The organism is Actinoplanes sp. NPDC000266 (assembly GCF_042899005.1).
Taxonomy (GTDB): domain Bacteria; phylum Actinomycetota; class Actinomycetes; order Mycobacteriales; family Micromonosporaceae; genus Actinoplanes.
Window position 1 is genome coordinate 289,966 of sequence record NZ_JBIAZI010000009.1, and the last position, 16,721, is coordinate 306,686.

The window sequence follows — 16,721 nt, forward strand, 5'->3', positions numbered from 1 at the left end:
AACTATCCGCCGAACCTGCCCAATGCGCAAGTTTTCTCATTGAGAAGCAAGTCACACGCCGGTACTCTCATGTCATGAGCACCACGGCCGAGCCCGGACTGCGCGAACGCAAGAAGGCCGCGACCCGTCAGGCCCTCCATGACGCGGCGATGCGGCTGGCGATAGAGCACGGCGCCGACCGGATCACGGTCGAGGCGATCGCCGACGAGGCCGGCGTCTCCCGCCGCACCTTCTCGAACTACTTCAGCAGCAAGGAAGAAGCCTTGCTGTACGGCGACTATCAGCGCATCCACTCGATGATCGCGCTCGTGCGGGCGCGTCCGGCGGACGAGCCGGCCTGGGCCGCGCTCACCGCAGCGGCCCACCAGTTCTATCTGGAGCTGGGTGACGTCGACCCGCAGTGGGTGGCGCGCAGCCGCCTCGTGCGCACCCAGGCCTCGCTCGTGGGGGCGCAGGTGCAGACGTTCGCGGCGCTCGAACGCGAGCTCTCGGCCGAGATCGCCGTGCGCCTGGGCGACGACCCCGCGGGCGTACGCGTGAAGATGACCTCAGCCGCTTTTCTCGCCGCCCTGCGGGTGGCGCTGCACATCTGGCTCGACCGGCCACCGGGCACCAGCCTGTGGGAGCTCGTCTCGGAGGCGCTGGCCGAGGCGGGGCGCGGCTTCGCCTGATCACCAAAAAAGCGTGACTCCGGGTGGGGGCCCGGAGTCACGCCTTCTGGGGATGGGAAGAGGGTTGTCAGCCGGTGAAGCCGGCGAAGATCTTGCTGAAGTCGAACGGTGACTGCGCCACGTTGGTGCACTGGAAGAGCGCGCCGTTGCAGGCGTTCTTGTCGCGGTTGGTCTCCCACATCGAGACGAATCCGATGTGGTTGGTGTTGGCGAAGGCGACCAGGTCGCGGGCGTCGGCCAGGCCGAAGACGCCGTTGTCGTCGTTGACGCCGATCATCGGGGTGACACCGACCATCTTGAAGGCGGCCGCGTCGCTGTTGCCGTAGACCGACTTGATCTGGTCCTTCGTGGACGTCACGGCCTGGATGGCCAGATTGCCGTAGTCCTGACCGGCCCGGCCGTAGTCCATGGCCATGATGTTGACCAGGTCGAGGTCGACGCCGGCGTTCTTGGCCGAGCGCACCACGTTGAGGCCGTCCGCGGTCAGGCCCTCCGGCAGCACCGGCAGGGTCAGCGAGATCTTCAGGCCGGGGTTGGCCTTCTGGAGCGCGGCCAGCGCGGTCGAGCGGCGGGCGATGGTGGTCGGGTCGGCCACCGCGGCGCCCTCGATGTCGAGGTCGATGTACTTGAGGTTGTACGCGCTCACCACGGCCTGATATTCGGCCTGGAGGGCGGTGACGCTGGTGCAGGCCTGTGCGAGCTCGATGCCGGTGGCCCCGCCGAACGAGACCTTGACGTCGCCGCCGGCCGCGCGGACCGCGGCGATCTGGTCCGCGAACTGCTTGGCCCGCGGGTCGAAGGCGTTGAACCAGCTCGCCTTGCAGCCGGCGCTGGTGACGAAGGCCAGGCTGAACGACTTGGTGTTGCCGCTCGTGCCCAGTTGGGCCAGCGTGGTCGTGCCATTGGAGAGCAGTCCCATGTCGACGTACGGCGCGAATCGCACATTTCCGTTATTCCCGGCCGGAGGCGTGGTGGTGGCGGGAGGCGCGGTGGTGGCCGGAGGTGCGGTGGTGGCCGGAGGTGCGGTGGTCGCGGGCGGCGTGGTCGCGGTGGGTGAGGTGGTGGCCGGTGGCTTGGTCGGGGCCGTCGTGGCCGGCGGCTTGGTGGGTGCGGTCGTGGGGGCCGTGGTCGCGGAACCGCCGCCGCATGACGCTCCGTTGATGGTGCAGCTGGTCGGGGCGCCACTGCCAGTCACGATGAAGCCGAACTGCGCGGTCGCACCGGCCGCGATCGTCGGCGCGTATCCCGGGTTCTTCGCGGTCGACACGCCGTTCGAGGTGGTGACCGTGGCGTCCCAGAAGCTGCCCAGCTTGGCGCTCGACGGCAGGCCGAAGGCGAGCTGCCAGCCGTTCACGGCGGCGCTCGTGCCGTTCTTGATCGTGTAGCGGGCCTGGTAGCCGGTGCCCCAGTCGCTGTCCTTGCTGAACGTGGCGGTGAGGCCGCCCGTCGCCGCGGTGGTGCCGGCCGGGTTGGTGGCCGCGACCGCCGCGCCGACGCCGCCGGCCACGGCGAGAACCGCCGCCGAGGCGTAGATGGCCAGGCGCAGACGACTGCGTTGCATGGGGTGACTCCGATCGCAGGGGGTGACGACGGAAGTCGAGTCTCGTCCGCTGCGCGTTAAATGACCTTGCTGACTGCCTTAAAGATCCTTAAATGACAGGCCGTCAACGACCAGTGACAGGTGCCTTTTCCACACCGTCGGATCGCTCGAGCTGCGCAGCACCCCGGCGTTGGCCCGCATGAGCAGGCTGATGTCCTGCCGGGTGAAGTCGGCCCGCAGCCGGCCCGTCTCCTGGGCCCGCCGGATCACCTCGGCCGCGCCGCGCTGCGCGGTCGCCTTCAGCGTGGCCAGCCGTTCGTCGTCGTCGAAGCTGCTGGTCACCAGGATCTCGGAGAGGCCCCGGTCGGTCGCCTGGATCTCGAAGAGCCGCCGCACATATCCGACGAAGCCCTGCCACGGGTCGGGGTCGGCCAGCGCGGCGTCGGCCAGCTCGACATAGCCGGCCATCTGACCGGCGAAGACCGCGGTGATCAGATCGCGCCGGGTGGGGAAGCGGCGGTACAGCGTGGCGTTGCCGACGCCCGCACGCCGGGCGATCTCGTCGAGCGAGGCATCCAGGCCCTGCTCGCCGAAGACCTCACGGGCGGCGGCGAGCAGAGCAGCGCGGTTACGCTGCGCGTCGGCCCGTAGTCGATCTGCCATGGTGCAAAGGGTAACGGCGGCCTACTGCTCGTAGAGACCGGGGAAGAAGCGATCGGTGGCGGTCACGTCGTACACCTGGCGGACCTCGGTGATCCGGTTGCCCTCGATGCCGAGGAACTCGACCATCCGCACCGTGCCGAACGGCGCCACCAGGTCGTAGAACAGCGCCGCGCCGTCGTCGGCACGGGTCTGCTCGATCACGGTGACCGTGTCGGCGAAGACCGCGATCTTGTGGAGGGTCCGCATCAGCTCCTCCTCGTCGACCGGCGCGTCGAGGTTCCACTCGATCTCGGCGTCGGGCGCGAGCAGCTGCCGCGTCGCGACCCGGTCGTCGCTCGTCCATGACTTCGTCCAAAAGTCGACGACGTCCATCGCGCTCTCCCTCATCGGGCCACTCCCGCCACCGGACGGGCGGGCATCGGGTCGGGGAACTGGCCGTGTCCGAGCAGGGCGGCGGTCGCCTGGGCCACGCGACAGGAGGCGAGCCCATCGCCGTACGGGTTCCCGCCGGCCGCCATCGCGTCGCGGCGGACGCGGCTGTCGAGCAACTCGGCCACCGCGCTGGTGATCGCGGCCGGATCGGCCGCCACGAGCCGCACGCTGCCGGCGTGCAGGGCCTCGGAGTATTCGGTGCCCTCGGCGATGGCCAGGACGGGCGTGCCGAAGGCCAGCGCCTCCTCGAGCAGGTCACCGTCGTCGGTCACCACGACGTACGCCTCGGCCAGCGTCCGCACCTGGTCGGGGCGGAGAACCTCGAGGTCGGGGTGGCGGGCGGCCAGATAGCGCAGGGCCGGCCCGATCGCCTGGGCCCGCTCCGGCGGGACGCCGAGCACGACGCGCCGCTGGTGAGGGCTGCGCCGCAGCAGTTTGGCGGCGGCGTCGGCCGCGGTGCCGCCGGTCAGCAGCAGGTCGCCGGCGACGACGCGCTCGTCGAGCAGGTTCATGGCGGCCAGCGGGGTCGCCGCCAGATGCACGGTGGCGACCTGGGCGAGCAGGCGCCGCTGTGCCTCCCGGGGCGAGGCCGCGACCAGGTCGCCGTCGCGCCGCCCGGCGTCGAGCTGCATGATCGGAATCCGCCGCCAGAACGCCGCGAGGGCCGCCGGCAGGTCGTCGCGGACCACCACCGCGTCGGGCGTGCGGCCGGCCCAGAGCTCGTCGAAACGGCGGACCGTCTCGGTGGGCCCGTCGGCGGACGGCAGCGTGATCTTCGGGGTGAGCCGGAACCGGGCCAGCGTCGCGTCGACCGCCGCCGGGTCGGCCCCGGTGGCCACCAGCACCGGGGTGAGCCGGCCCTGCTCGCGCATGGCGAACGCGACCGGTGCGAGCCGGAACGCCTCGGCCGGCGTTCCGGCGACCAGGTGAACTTCGGGCAGCGACGACATCGAACTCTTCTCCGGAGCTGGCTGGGGGAGGGCCGCGTCGAACGCTATGTAGTTACGCAGTGTGATGCAAGACCGTCACCCTGAGTGCCGGAGCAAAGTGGCCGAACGGCCGAACCCAGACATGTCAGACGTCGCCGATAGCGCTCAAATCGGGCACTTCCGGCTGGAGCCCGATCGCGATGGCGACATTACTTTCCGTTACTGCTGTTCGAGCAGCGTGGGATCGTCACGCAACATCGCGGCCAGCCGGCGCGCCGCCATCTCGGTCTCCTCCGGGCGCTCGACCTGGAGCGGCACCGGTTTCGGCAGGGGCGTCGGGTTGATCCGGCGGGTCGCCTCCTGCGACTGCTCCGGCACCGGCGGCGGCGGGGTCGCGGCGAACGGGTGCGGCGGATATTGATCGCTCGAGGAGGAGGCCATGCCGAGGTCGCGCAGGCGGGCGCCGAGATCACGCGACGACTCGCCCACGTCGTGGGCCGGTGAGCGTTGCTCGGGCGCCGGCGGGTGGTCGAAGCTGCCGTACTGCCGCTCGGCCGTGTCGGACTCGTCGTAAAAAGGCTGCTGGGGCGGCGAGTAGCCGTACCTCTCCTGGTCGTCGTAGCTCGCCGGGGGTGGCGACGCCGGAGTGGCCGGCCAGGGCCGATCGACCGGCTCGCCGACCTCGATGTCGACGTCGGCGTGCCGCGGCACGTCACCGTCGGCCGGCTGGAGGGCCGCCGCGTTCTCCGCGTTGACCTGCACCTGGCCGTCGGCCACGTAGAAATGCAGCAACAACGGCTCGCCGGCGCCCTCGACGCCGACGCTGACGCCCAGCTCGGGGTGGCGCCCGATGACTCCCGCGACCGCCTCGACCAGCTCCGTCACGGCCGCTGGGGTGCCCGTGGCCTCCCCGGCGGCCCGGCGGCGCAACTCATCACGGCGCGCCAGCTTGTCGAGCGCGTCGTCCAGTCCGCCTCGCACCTGATCGTCCTTCCGTAGCGGGTCGCCTTCCACTGTGCCCGCTGTGAGGCCGATTTGGGAACCTCGATCTGAGCGACCCGCCGCACACCCTACGTCGCCTTCTGACGAATGGCCTTGTCGAGGGCTTGATCCAGGACGACCAGCAGGGCGTCCCGTACGGAAGCTTTGAAGCGCGCGTCATAGGCGAGCACCGGAACGTCCTCGCGGACGGCCAGGGCCCAGCGCACTTCGTCCAGGCTGTACTGCATTTGCCCGTTGAAGGTGTTGACGCCGACGACGAACGGGAGCCCGGCCTTCTCGAAGTAGTCGACCGCCGGATAGCAGTCGTCGATCCGGTTGGTGTCGACCACCACGAGCGCGCCCAGCGCGCCCTTGATCAGGTCGTCCCACATGAACGCGAACCGTGTCTGACCCGGCGTGCCGAAGATGTAGAGCTTCAGCGTCTGGTCGATGGTGAGCACGCCGAAGTCCATCGCGATGGTCGTCGTCGTCTTCGTCGACCCCAGGCCGGGGTTGTCGATGCCGACCGAGGCCGAGGTCATCTCGGCCTCGGTGGTCAGCGGGGCGATCTCCGAGATGGCCCCGACCGTCGTCGTCTTGCCCACGCCGAAGCCACCGGCAACGATGATCTTGACCGGGACCGGGGCCTTCTTCGGCCGTCCCTCGTTGCCCACGGCGGCCGCGCCGTAGGCGCGGTTAGGTGATTGCTCGTAGTCCACGGATCACTCGCATGATGGTCTCAGGGTCGGGGGTGTCGTTGTCCAGCACGTGCACGTCGAGCTGGCCGGCGGCGCGCAGGTCGCCGACGAGGATGCGGGTGACGCCGAGGTGCAGGCGCAACCGTGCCGAGATCTCCGCCACGGAGACGGGCTCGACACACAGTCCCACGATGGCGCGCATCTCGGGTGAGAGACGCACGCGGTTCGCGGCCGGGTTGACGGTCACCTGGGTTTCCATCCCGATCTCGGGATCGGCGCCGTCGGTGCGCCCGGACGTGATGACGAACGGGCGCAGGGTCGCGGTCGGGTCAGTGGCCGGGGGCACCTCTTCGCGCGGGGCGGGTCGGTAGCCACCGGCCGACTGCGGACCGGACTGCAGGAAGGGCCGGACACTCGGCCGAGCCGGGTGTGCCGGGTCGTCGGGGTCCGGATAGGTCATTGCTGAACGGCGTTCTTCAACTCGGCGATCAGGCGCGGGCTGAGCGCGCCGCCGGCCCTCGTCGCGAAGAGCGTCATCTCGTACGCCAGGGTGCCGAGGTTCGCGGACCGGTCGGCGATGACCCCCAGCACCGAGCCGGCGCTGATCGCCGTGACCAGCAGATATCCCTCGGCCATGTCGATGATGACGCGGTTGAGCGAGCCCAGCCGGTACCAGCTCGCGGCGCCGCCGGCCAGGCTCGTGAGGCCCGAGACGACCGCGGCCAGGCGCTCCGCGTTCGGCCGGTCCTTGATCGCGGACATCGCCATCAGCAGACCGTCGGAGGACACCGCGATCGCCTCGATGACGCCCGCTGTGCCGGACGTGAACGAGTCCAGCAGCCAGTTGAAGGTCTTGGCCTCCGCGCTCAGCTGGGGCTGGGCATAGCCGTGGCCGGTTTCGGTCGAGTAGGGGGAAGTCATCGCGGTTGTCCCTCGGGTTGTGGCTGAGTTTCGTTCAGTGCGAGTGCGACGCCGTACTCGAACTGTTCCATCAGGGCCCGGGCCTGATCCGGATCCAGCGGCAGGCTCGGACTTGCCGGCGGCGGGTAGTTGGGTTCGTCCCGCGGCAGGGTGGCGCCCGGTACGCGCCGGGCGAGCGGAGCATGGCCGGCCGACGGCGGCGCGGTCATCTGTGTCTCGGCCGCGTCGAACTGGGCGCGGCTCACACCCGCCTCGAAGTCGTCGAACGCCGAGCGGGCGGCGGCCGCGTCGTCCTGAGACGGCAACCGGGAGGGCAGCGTGGGGGCGGCGGCCTCTTCGGGAAGCTGGCTGCCCGGCACACGGCGTCGCAGCGGGGCCCCGTTCCCGGGGGCGGAGGGCTGCTGCCGCGGCGCCTCGTAGGCCGTGGGGGTCGTGTAGCGGTAGTCCTCCTCGGGGGTGCGCTGCTGCGGAATCACCGGGGCCTGGGACATCGCCGGGGCCGCCGGGATGGCCGGCATCGCCGGAGGCGCCTCCACGGCCGGGGCCGTGTTCCAGACGGGCGGTGCTTCCACGGCCGGAGCCGTGTTCCAGACGGGCGGGGCCTCCACGGCCGGCGGGGTGCTCCACGTCGGCTGCGGGGCCGGTGTGGGCTGGTGCCACGCGGACGGACCGGCGGCCGGCAGCTCCGGCATCGCCGCCGGGACGCGGCCGGCGACCGGCGCGTTCAGCTCGTACGCCGGGTCGACGGCCGGCTGCGCGATCGGCTGGGCGATCGGCTGCTGATAGGCCGGCCCGGGCGAGTAGACCGGCTCGGCCTCGTAGACCGGCTCCTCGATGGCCGGGACGACCCGGGCCGGCGAGAAGGCGTTCCACGACTGCCCGGTCTCGAGGGTCCGTGTCGCCCGCTCCAGCACGTTCGCGTCGAACGGCTGCTGGCTGCCGGGCACCGACGCCCGGGCCGCCGATCCGGCGATGACCTGGGCGAACTCGGCGGTGTGGTAGCCCTGCGGCGTGATCGGGGCCGACGGCGCGGCGACCGACGGGAACGGGGCCATCTCGGGGGCGACCATGCTGGGCACCCGGGCGATCAGGTGGGACGGGTTGAGGTCGACCCACGCGGTGACGCCGCCACCGGGCGTCTCGGTCAGGGTCACCTCGATGCCGTGCCGGCGGGCGAGCCGGCCGACCACGAACAGGCCCAGCACCTCGGAGGGGGCCAGGTCGAGCCGCTCGCGGCGGGTCAGCCGGGCGTTCTCCTCGGCCATCCGCTCGGACGGCATGCCGAGGCCGTTGTCGACGATGGCCAGGCGGGCGCCGCCGCGCAGCTCGGTCGCGCTGACCACGACCCGGGTGTGCGGCGGGGAGAACGCGGTGGCGTTCTCCATCAGCTCGGCCAGCAGCAGCGTGAGGTCGGCCAGGACGGCCGGCACGACCACGATCTCCTCGGGGACGTCGACGTCGACGCGGGTGTAGTCCTCGATCTCACCGAGGGCGAGACGGACGACGTCGGAGAGCGGCAGCGGCGCCATGTGCTCGTTGGCGCCGGTGTCACCGGAGAGCACGACGAGGCTGGACGCGTTCCGGCGCAGACGGCTGGACATGTGGTCGAGCCGGTAGAGCTCGCCCAGACGGTCGCTGTCGGTCTCGCGGCGCTCCAGGTTGTCGATCAAGGCCAGCTGGCGGCCGACCAGGTTCTGCGTACGGCGGCCGACGTGCGCGAACATCTGCGCGACGTTGCGCCGGCCGAGGACCTGGCGCTCCACCAGCCGTACGGCCGTGGTCTGCACCCGGTCGAACGCGCGGGCCAGGTCGCCGATCTCGTCCTGGGACTCGACGTCGACCGGGTCGAGCCGAATCGGGCGTACGGACTCGGACTCGTCGTCGGCCACCCTCTCGAGCTCGGCCTCGGCCGCGCGGGCGATCCGGTCGGCCGAGACGGTGAGGCGGCGCAGCGGCCGGGCCACCGCGCGGGCCATGAACAGGCTCAGGCCGATCACCAGGAGCAGCAGCAGGAACGAGCCGCCACCGATGAGGAAGGCGTCACGGATGGCCGCGTCGCGGTTGCTCGTCACGATGGCCTGCACGTCGGCGGCCACCCGCTTCTCCACGAAGCCACCGAGCACGAGCACCGAGCGCAGCGAGGGGAAGAGTGTGCCGATGTTCAGCAGCGCCACGGCGTTGCTGGGGTCGGTCGCCGCCAGCTGGAAGAAGTCGGCGCCCACGCGGGACGTGAACGCGTCCTGCGCACCCAGGTAGAGCTTGTACTGGGTGTCGGTGAAGAACGCCTGCGAGTTGGCGATGACCTGCTGGATCTGCACCAGCGTGGAGGAGAACAGACCGACCAGGCCGGAGTTCTTGGTGATCGTGGCGGCGGTGAGATATCCGGACGCCTGGCTGATCAGGTCGTCGGTACGCAGCGCCTGCTCGAGGGCGAACAGCTGGCGGCCGACGCCGGTCTTCAGGTCGGCGTTCGACGAGATGGCCAGGCCGTTGATGACCGGGGTGATCCAGGTGGTGAACTCGGTGACCACCACGTCCGGGTTGATCGCCCGGTTGAGCACGTTCTGCCGGGTGTTGTCGAGCTTGGACGTGTTACGCAGGGCCCGCGCGAGCTCCTTGGAGACGGTCACGTCGTCGTCGACCCGGGCCACCGCGTCCTTGGCCCGCGCGCTCTGCACGGACAGGGTGGGCTGGTCGACCAGGTTGAACAGATATCCGACGGCGAGCAGGCGCTCCTCCTGGAGCTCCTGCACGGCCGTGCCGACGCGACCGGCCAGCTCGACCGTGTCGGACGTGGACTGTGCCTCGGTCGCCGCGTCGACACGGTTGACGATGATCGGCACGCTCAGCGCCACGACGCCGAGCAGGGGTACGAGCACCAGCAGGGCGAGTTTGCCCAGGATGCGGAATTTACCGAAGAGCACCGGACCGCTCCCGCTGTGTCGGGTCGAGCTCGCCGTAGGCCGGGATCTGGCCGTACGGGTTGGTTCCGTAGCCGGGGTTGCCGCCCGGTTGGTTCAGCGCGACGTCGCGGGTCGACTCGCCGGGCTGGCGCGGCGCCGGCGGGGGCTCGGCGCCGGCCTCGCGGCGGCGGCTGACCACCGGCCAGGCCACCGCGCCGAGGACCAGCAGGACCGCCAGCACGCCCATGATCACCGCTTCGGTGCGCCGGTAGTTCAGCGAGCCGAGCCGGTCGTCGAGCAGGCGCTCCATCTCCTTGAGGGTGATGCCGGAGAGGGTGCTCAGCGCGGTCTGGAGCGTGCTCTGCGCGGTCGACATGGTGGCGACGTTGACGTTGGCGAGCGAGGCGCCGCGGGTCATCGACTCGACGCCGCGGCGGAACGAGTCGAGCGAGCTGACCAGGCTGCCGCTCAGCGTCGGGCTGCTGGTGTTGTCGACCGCGGCCTGGAGGTTGTTGGTGAGCTGGTTGACCGACTCCTGCACGGCCAGGACCTCCTGGCCGAACTGGACCCGCAGAGCGGCGGCGGCGTTGCCCTTCGCGGCCTGAAGCAGGTTGGCCTGGTCGCCCATGCGGTTGACCCGCACGACCGTGGTCGGCATGTCGACCGCGGTGGCTTCCTGGAGGTTGGAGATGTCGCTGTCCGGGTCGCGGTTGAGCTCGGCGTTGCGGCGGACGGTGACGTACAGCTCGAGGATCAGGTCGGTGACCTCGACGTGGGCCGCGTAGACGTTCGTCGCGCCCTTGACCGCCGCGAGCTTGCCGATCTTCTGCTGGAGGTCGGCCCAGCGCTCCTTGGTCTTCAGCTCGTCGCCGAGGCGGTTGTCCACGTCGGAGACCTTGGCCACCGCGGCCTTGAGCGAGTCCGGCGGCTCGGCGACGCCCTGGATGGCTGTCGACTCCGACTCGGCCAGCGAGCTGACCAGCGGGGACAGGGCGGTGATGTATTCGACGCCCTTCTTCTCCAGCTCGGTCTGGTCGCGGTGGTCCGCGTTGTCCGTCCAGACCCGGCCGAAGAGCACTGCCGTCGGCACGAGCACCAAAACAGTCAAAATCACCGCGAGCGCGGAGCCTAAACGGGTTCGCCGGCTGTTCATTGCTTTTCGTCCTCCGCCATGCACACGCGATGAGCCGTTGTGACGGCTACTTTCCGTAGCCGGTTGGGCGCACGGATCCGGGCCAATCTATCCGAGAAAACCTCAAGAAACGCCTTTCCAAGGGACAGATCTCTCTCGGCTGATCGGGGGATACAGAGCCCGGTCGCTGTAGTTGTAACGAGCGTTCAGTTTCCGACCCCGGGGTCATGAAGCCCCAGCCCACACCGGTTCCGGAAGGAAGGAAAGTTACCGCGGCGATGGTAACGGCAGAGCGGCGGTACGAAAAGCCACAAGATCCATAATGCGTACCCGATAAGACTGGCGTCGATTAAACGCTGCGTAGTGGATCGAGTGCGCTGCGCAGAAAAGTAGCGCTGAGTCGTGGTGCGGATACGGCAGAAACGGGCTTTTCCTCAGACGCCCGCTGAGGAAAAGCCCGAATCAGGTCAAAGCCGTGCAAGTGCCTTGCGTAGCGGGTCCAGGCCCAGGCCACCGAGGTTGAGGGCGTCCCGGTGGAATGTCTTCAAATCGAAATCCGCGCCCTTGCGCTGCCGGGTCTCCTCACGGGCCTGGAGCCAGATGCGTTCGCCGATCTTGTACGACGGCGCCTGCCCCGGCCAGCCGAGGTACCGCTTCCACTCGAAGCGGAGCGTCTTCTCCTCCATGCGCGTGTGCGCGCGCAGGAAGTCCCAGCCGAGCTCCGGCGTCCACCGCTCACCCGGGTGGAAGCCGAACGGGTTGTCCCGCGGGATCTCCAGCTCCAGGTGCATGCCGATGTCGACGATGACCCGGGTCGCGCGCAGCGCCTGCGCGTCGAGCATGCCCAGGCGGTCACCCGGATCGGCGAGATAGCCCAGATCGTCCATCAGCCGCTCGGCGTACAGGGCCCAGCCCTCGCCGTGCCCCGAACACCAGCAGAGCAGCCTCTGCCAGCGGTTGAGCGTGTCCGCCCGCAGCAGGGTCTGGCTCACCTGGAGGTGATGGCCGGGAACGCCCTCGTGATAGACGGTCGTGACCTCACGCCAGGTCGAGAACTCGGTGACGCCCTCGGGCACCGCCCACCACATGCGGCCGGGACGGGAGAAGTCCTCGCTCGGCCCGGTGTAGTAGATGCCGCCGTCGCTGGTCGGCGTCAGGCAGCACTCGATGCGCCGGACCGGCGGCTCGATGTCGAAGTGCGTGCCGTTGAGGTCGGTGATCGCCTTGTCGGCCAGCGCCTGCATCCAGTCGCGGAACGCCTCCTTGCCGGCGATGTTGCGGGCCGGATCGGCGTCGAGCGCGGCCACCGCCTCGTCGATCGAGGCGCCGGAGCCGGCGATCGTGGCCGCCGTCCGGCGCATCTCCTCCTCGATGCGGAAGAGCTCGGCGAAGCCCCACTCGTACGTCTCCTGGAGGTCGACCTTCGCGCCCAGGAAGTACTGCGAGGCCAGCTCGTAGCGCTCGAGACCGGCCGCCTCCTTGTCGCGCCCCCGCGGCGCCAGATCGCGGCGCAGGAACTCGGCGAAGTCGGCCGTGGCCGCGGTGGCGGCGTCGGCGCCCCGCACCAGCGCGGCGGCGAGCGCGCCGCCGGCCTCGAGCCGCCCGGCCAGCCCGTGGTAGAAGTCGTCGCGGTCGGGGTCGGTCCAGGCGTCGCACTGCTCGGCCACGGCCAGCATCTGCGCCCGCGGGCTCACGTTGCCCTTTTCGGCCTCTTCGAGCAGCGTGCGCTTGTACTGCTCGAGGGCGGCCGGGAGGTCGCCCAGCCGGGTCGCGATGTTGGCCATCGCCTCCTCGCCCTCGGTCGGCATCACGTCGAAGACGCCGCGCAGGGCATGGATGCCGCTGGAGATCACGCTGATCGCGCTGGCCGTCTGCCCGGCGTCGGCCTGGGCCAGCTCGAGACCGAGCCGCTCCATCATGGCGTCCTTGGCGACCTGCTCGGACTCGTGTTCCGGCTCGATCACGTCAAGATCGTTCAACGTACGGCGTACGAGCTCGGTCTGAGCCTCGAAGCCCTCCGGCGAGAAATCGTCGGTCCTGCCGTCGTGTCCGGCGATGCCGGCGTAGGTGGCGCCGATCGGGGTGAGCTCGGCCCACTCGTCGACATAGCGGTCGGCCAGGTCATCAATTCGTCCCACGGGCCGACCCTACGGGAATTCAGGCATGGCCCGCGGTCCACTCCAGGAGGCGTTCCATCTCCCAGGTGTTCACGACCCGGTCCTCCGGCACACCGCAGAGCGCGGCCCGCTCGCAGCCGAAACGCAGCCAGTCGAGCTGGCCGGGCGCGTGCGCGTCGGTGTCGATGCTGAACAGGCAGCCGGCCTCGACCGCCACGGTCAGCATGCGCTTGGGCGGATCGAGCCGGTCCGGTCTCGAATTGATCTCAATCGCTTTGCCGTGCTCGACGCAGGCCTCGACGACCTTGTCCAGGTCGAACGTGCTGGGCGGCCGGGTGTGCCCGGCCCGGTGCCCCTTGTCGCCGCCGCCCGCCGCGGCCACCTTGCGGCCGGTCATGTGGCCCAGGATGTCCAGGTGGGGGTTGGCCAGCGCCTTGACCATGCGCTTGGTCATCCGCGGCGACTCGTCGCGCAGTTTGCTGTGCACCGATCCGACCACCACGTCGAGCCGGGCCAGCAGCGCGTCCTCCTGGTCGAGGGAGCCGTCGTCGAGGATGTCGACCTCGATGCCGGTGAGCACGCGGAAGCCCTCGGGCAGGGCGTCGTTGAGCTTGGCCACGTGGTCGAGCTGGCGGCGCAGCCGGGCCGGCGGCAGGCCCCGGGCCACGGTCAGGCGGGGCGAATGGTCGGTCAGCACGAGATATTCGTGGCCCAGCTCGACGGCGGCCAGCGCCATCTCCTCGATCGGCGAGCCGCCGTCCGACCAGTCCGAGTGCGAGTGGCAGTCGCCGCGCAGGGCCTCGCGCAGCGTGCGGGCGGCGCCCTGAAGATCCGTACCCTCGGTGGTCTGAAGCCGGCGCAGATAGACCGGCTCCTCGCCGGCCAGGGACTCGGCGACGCAGCGGGCGGTCACGTCGCCGACCCCGGAGAGCTTGGCCAGCGTGCCGGCGGCGGCCCGCTCGGCCAGCTCGTCGCCGGGCAGCGCGGCCACGGCGGCGGCGGCCGAACGGAACGCCTTCACCCGGTAGGTCGCCTCGTTGGCCCGCTCCAGCAGGAAGGCGATGCGCCGCAGGTCGGCCACCGGATCACGGGAAGACATGCCGACCAGCTTAGGGCGGCCGGGCCGGCGTCGTGGGGCCGTGTCGAGGGTCGGCGGGCCTGCGTTGTGGAGCCGCGTCGTGGGGCTGGGTCGAGGGTCGGCCGGGCCGCCCGCGGTCGGCGCGCTGACTAGCATCGCGGCATGCGGACGATCGACTGGGTTGACGGTGCCATCGAGATCATCGATCAGACGGCGCTGCCGGGGGAGCTGCGGATCCTCCGGCTGCACACGGTCGGTGAGCTGGTGGCGGCCATCCAGTCGCTGGCCGTGCGGGGCGCGCCGGCGCTCGGGGTGGCCGGTGCCTTCGGGGTCGCGCTGGCGGCCAAGGTGCACGCCGACGACCCGGCCGCGCTGGAGCTCGCGGTCGATCGGGTGTCGGCGGCCCGGCCGACCGCGGTGAACCTGGCCCGCGGGGCCCGGCGGGCGGCGCGGCGGCTGCCCTCGTTCGACGCGGTCCTGGCCGAGGCGTGTGCCGTGCGCGACGAGGAGATCGCGGCCTCGTCGGCGATGGCGGCCCGCGGCGCCGACCTGCTCGTCGAGCTCTGCGGCGGACGGCCCCGGCTGCTCACCCACTGCAACACCGGCGGGCTGGCCGCGGTCACCCTGGGCACGGCCCTCGGCGTGGTGCACGAGCTGCACCAGCGCGGCCACCTGGCCGGAGTCATCGCCAGCGAGACCCGGCCGCTTCTCCAGGGCGCCCGGCTCACCTCGTGGGAGCTGTCGCAGTGGGGCATCGAGCACCGGGTCGCGGTCGACTCGGCCGGCCCGTTCCTGATGGCGCGGGGCGAGGTCGACGCGGTGATCGTCGGCGCCGACCGGATCTGCGCCAACGGCGACGTGATCAACAAGGTGGGCACCTATGCGCACGCGCTCGGCGCCCGCCGCGCCGGTCTGCCGTTCGTGGTGGTCGCGCCCGAGTCGACGGTGGATCCCGACACCGCGACCGGGCTCGACGTGCCGATCGAGGACCGGGGAGCGGCCGAGGTCACGCCGTGGGCCGCCGCGGTGAACCCGGCGTTCGACGTGACCCCGTACGACCTGGTCACCGCGATCGTGACCGACCAGCGGGTGATCAGGCCGGCCGCCACGGCTTGAGCCAGTCGGTCTCGGGCCAGCCCTCGGCCGCCGCCATCAGGGGATAGGCCGTGGCGCCGTCCACCGACTCCCGGACGATGTCGGCGTGGCCGGTGTGCCGCGCGGTCTCCTGGATGAGGTGCAGCAGCACCCAGCGCAGCGTCCAGTGGGTCAGGTCCTTGGGGTTCCAGGGCACGGAACGGTCGATCGGGACCGGGTGGTCGAGGTCGGCGAGCTCGGTCACGGTCTTCTCGGTGCGTACGGCGATGCGGTCGTACCGGGCGAGAACGTCGTCGATCGACTCGTCGTCGCCGAGGCGGAAGTTCTCGGCGTACGCCTGATAATCAAGCTCTTGCGGCTCGCCGCGCACGGTGCTGATCCAGTTCTCCTCGGTGGAGGCGCAGTGCTTGATGAGGCCGCCGACGCTGAGCTGGCTGGCGGACGGGGCCGCGCGTAGCTGCTCGGCGGTGAGTCCGTACGCGGTCAGCCGCAGCACGTACCGCATCTGGGCGAGATAGGCGAGAAGGCCCTGCTGCTCGTTCTCGATGGCGCCGACCTGACCTGGCATGACGTGCTCCTCTCGGGTTCTTGAGAGGAATCTATGAGCGATTGCGGTCAGTTTCCGGCCGGATTGCCTCGACGGTTTCGCGGTTCACCGCGGCGACCCACCCGCCGGCGCGGCCGAGCTCGAGCAGAGGTTCGAACTCGATGGGCAGCTCGACCACGTCGCCGGCCTCGGCGGGCCACGCCCGGCGCAGGTCGACGGCCGGGCGGAGCGCGGGAACCAGGGCCGCCACCGGGTCGGGGGCGTCGAGCAGAAGGCGTACATCGTGAAGCTCGGAAATGAGCCGGTCGAGCTCGGCGCCGACCGCGGACGCGTTGCCGCCGCACATGGCGGCGATCAGCTCGGCCCGGGTGGCGGCGACCCGGGTGCCGTCGCGGAAGGAGCCGGCCGCGAGCGTGCCGGCCAGGGGATTGTCCCGCAGCTGACCGGACAGGGCGGTGGCGAACAGATGCGGGACGTGGCTGACCTGGGCGACCGCGCGATCGTGCTCGTGGGCGGTGATCGGGATGACACGGGCCGCGAGTTCGGTGAAGAGCGTGGCCAGGGTGCGCCAGTCGTCGAGGGAGGTCTCGCCGGGCTCCAGGCACAGCACCCACGAGCATCCGGTGAAGAGGGTCGCCTCGGAGGCGGCGAAGCCGGAGGTCTCCCGGCCGGCCATGGGATGGCCGCCGACGAAGCGCGGGAGAGAGGTGGACAGGTCGCGGACGGGGCCCTTGACCGAGGTGACGTCGGTGATCAGGCCGGGGAAGTCCTTGAGCCCGTCGATGATCGGCGGCAGGGCCGGCAGGGGCACGGCCAGCACGACGAGATCGCGACCCTCGACGGCCGCGCCGATCGAGTCGGCCGTGGTGAAGCTCTCGGCGCCGGCCGCCTCGCGGGTCTCGGGGTCGGTGTCGTAGCCGGTCACCTGATGGCCGGAGGCGTTCAGCGCTTTGAGCACCGATCCACCGATGAGCCCGAGCCCGATGACAGTCACGTTCACGCTCAGAACCTTCG

Annotated in this window: 16 protein-coding genes; 2 read left to right on the top strand and 14 right to left on the bottom strand. The window is 70.8% G+C overall.

The genetic code is table 11. The annotated features are described in order from the left end of the window. Window positions 1-74: 74 nt before the first annotated feature. The gene (locus ACFY36_RS34400; protein WP_499750084.1) at window positions 75-671 is read left to right on the top strand and encodes a TetR/AcrR family transcriptional regulator; all 597 of its coding nucleotides are present in this window, start codon (window positions 75-77) and stop codon (window positions 669-671) included. Window positions 672-738: 67 nt separating this feature from the next. On the opposite strand, the gene ACFY36_RS34405 is transcribed toward ACFY36_RS34400, so the two are convergent. The 12 genes from ACFY36_RS34405 to ACFY36_RS34460 all read right to left on the bottom strand — a co-directional run bounded on the left by ACFY36_RS34405 (window position 739) and on the right by ACFY36_RS34460 (window position 14,086). Further along, window positions 739-2,232, bottom strand: coding sequence for a cellulose binding domain-containing protein (locus ACFY36_RS34405; protein WP_499750085.1), 1,494 nt, complete (start codon window positions 2,230-2,232; stop codon window positions 739-741). 78 nt (window positions 2,233-2,310) lie between these two features. Continuing rightward, window positions 2,311-2,874 (bottom strand): TetR/AcrR family transcriptional regulator, encoded by a 564-nt coding sequence (locus ACFY36_RS34410; protein WP_499750086.1) that lies wholly within the window; start codon window positions 2,872-2,874, stop codon window positions 2,311-2,313. 21 nt (window positions 2,875-2,895) lie between these two features. Next, window positions 2,896-3,246, bottom strand: a complete 351-nt coding sequence (locus ACFY36_RS34415) for a hypothetical protein (protein WP_499750087.1) — start codon at window positions 3,244-3,246, stop codon at window positions 2,896-2,898. Window positions 3,247-3,257: 11 nt separating this feature from the next. Beyond that, window positions 3,258-4,256: a UDP-N-acetylglucosamine 2-epimerase gene (locus tag ACFY36_RS34420; RefSeq protein ID WP_499750088.1), complete on the bottom strand. Its 999-nt coding sequence runs from the start codon at window positions 4,254-4,256 to the stop codon at window positions 3,258-3,260. Between the two features lie 198 nt (window positions 4,257-4,454). Next, the gene (locus tag ACFY36_RS34425; protein WP_499750089.1) at window positions 4,455-5,216 is read right to left on the bottom strand and encodes a hypothetical protein; all 762 of its coding nucleotides are present in this window, start codon (window positions 5,214-5,216) and stop codon (window positions 4,455-4,457) included. Between the two features lie 89 nt (window positions 5,217-5,305). Next, window positions 5,306-5,890 carry a GTP-binding protein gene (locus ACFY36_RS34430; protein ID WP_498701302.1) on the bottom strand — a complete coding sequence of 195 codons (585 nt, stop codon included), beginning with the start codon at window positions 5,888-5,890 and terminating at the stop codon, window positions 5,306-5,308. Window positions 5,891-5,912: 22 nt separating this feature from the next. Further along, window positions 5,913-6,374, bottom strand: a complete 462-nt coding sequence (locus tag ACFY36_RS34435) for a DUF742 domain-containing protein (protein ID WP_498655927.1) — start codon at window positions 6,372-6,374, stop codon at window positions 5,913-5,915. Then, a complete protein-coding gene (locus ACFY36_RS34440) occupies window positions 6,371-6,835 on the bottom strand; it encodes a roadblock/LC7 domain-containing protein (RefSeq protein ID WP_097317486.1) in 465 nt (154 codons plus the stop codon). Before ACFY36_RS34440 ends, ACFY36_RS34435 begins: the two co-directional genes overlap by 4 nt. Continuing rightward, on the bottom strand, window positions 6,832-9,759 hold the full coding sequence (locus ACFY36_RS34445) for a nitrate- and nitrite sensing domain-containing protein (protein ID WP_499750090.1): 2,928 nt from the start codon (window positions 9,757-9,759) through the stop codon (window positions 6,832-6,834). Before ACFY36_RS34445 ends, ACFY36_RS34440 begins: the two co-directional genes overlap by 4 nt. Next, window positions 9,746-10,828, bottom strand: coding sequence for a hypothetical protein (locus tag ACFY36_RS34450; protein WP_499750091.1), 1,083 nt, complete (start codon window positions 10,826-10,828; stop codon window positions 9,746-9,748). The genes ACFY36_RS34445 and ACFY36_RS34450 overlap by 14 nt, the downstream gene beginning before the upstream one ends. A gap of 509 nt (window positions 10,829-11,337) precedes the next feature. Next, window positions 11,338-13,008, bottom strand: a complete 1,671-nt coding sequence (locus ACFY36_RS34455) for a DUF885 domain-containing protein (protein ID WP_499750092.1) — start codon at window positions 13,006-13,008, stop codon at window positions 11,338-11,340. A 19-nt stretch (window positions 13,009-13,027) separates the two neighbouring features. Further along, window positions 13,028-14,086, bottom strand: a complete 1,059-nt coding sequence (locus tag ACFY36_RS34460; protein WP_499750093.1) for a PHP domain-containing protein — start codon at window positions 14,084-14,086, stop codon at window positions 13,028-13,030. Between the two features lie 141 nt (window positions 14,087-14,227). Between ACFY36_RS34460 and mtnA the strand changes: the two genes are divergently transcribed. Further along, window positions 14,228-15,181, top strand: coding sequence for an S-methyl-5-thioribose-1-phosphate isomerase (gene mtnA / locus ACFY36_RS34465; protein ID WP_499750094.1), 954 nt, complete (start codon window positions 14,228-14,230; stop codon window positions 15,179-15,181). On the opposite strand, the gene ACFY36_RS34470 is transcribed toward mtnA, so the two are convergent. Next, on the bottom strand, window positions 15,159-15,728 hold the full coding sequence (locus ACFY36_RS34470; RefSeq protein ID WP_499750095.1) for a DinB family protein: 570 nt from the start codon (window positions 15,726-15,728) through the stop codon (window positions 15,159-15,161). The genes mtnA and ACFY36_RS34470 overlap by 23 nt on opposite strands. Before the next feature lie 31 nt (window positions 15,729-15,759). Further along, on the bottom strand, window positions 15,760-16,707 hold the full coding sequence (locus ACFY36_RS34475; RefSeq protein ID WP_499750096.1) for a prephenate dehydrogenase: 948 nt from the start codon (window positions 16,705-16,707) through the stop codon (window positions 15,760-15,762). Window positions 16,708-16,721: the final 14 nt, after the last annotated feature.

Bases quoted from the DNA above. Each gene is read 5' to 3' on its own strand.
- ACFY36_RS34400 (WP_499750084.1), top strand. From the start codon at position 75: ATGAGCACCACGGCCGAGCCCGGACTGCGCGAACGCAAGAAGGCCGCG.
- ACFY36_RS34405 (WP_499750085.1), bottom strand. From the start codon at position 2,232: ATGCAACGCAGTCGTCTGCGCCTGGCCATCTACGCCTCGGCGGCGGTT.
- ACFY36_RS34410 (WP_499750086.1), bottom strand. From the start codon at position 2,874: ATGGCAGATCGACTACGGGCCGACGCGCAGCGTAACCGCGCTGCTCTG.
- ACFY36_RS34415 (WP_499750087.1), bottom strand. From the start codon at position 3,246: ATGGACGTCGTCGACTTTTGGACGAAGTCATGGACGAGCGACGACCGG.
- ACFY36_RS34420 (WP_499750088.1), bottom strand. From the start codon at position 4,256: ATGTCGTCGCTGCCCGAAGTTCACCTGGTCGCCGGAACGCCGGCCGAG.
- ACFY36_RS34435 (WP_498655927.1), bottom strand. From the start codon at position 6,374: ATGACCTATCCGGACCCCGACGACCCGGCACACCCGGCTCGGCCGAGT.
- ACFY36_RS34440 (WP_097317486.1), bottom strand. From the start codon at position 6,835: ATGACTTCCCCCTACTCGACCGAAACCGGCCACGGCTATGCCCAGCCC.
- ACFY36_RS34460 (WP_499750093.1), bottom strand. From the start codon at position 14,086: ATGTCTTCCCGTGATCCGGTGGCCGACCTGCGGCGCATCGCCTTCCTG.
- mtnA (WP_499750094.1), top strand. From the start codon at position 14,228: ATGCGGACGATCGACTGGGTTGACGGTGCCATCGAGATCATCGATCAG.
- ACFY36_RS34470 (WP_499750095.1), bottom strand. From the start codon at position 15,728: ATGCCAGGTCAGGTCGGCGCCATCGAGAACGAGCAGCAGGGCCTTCTC.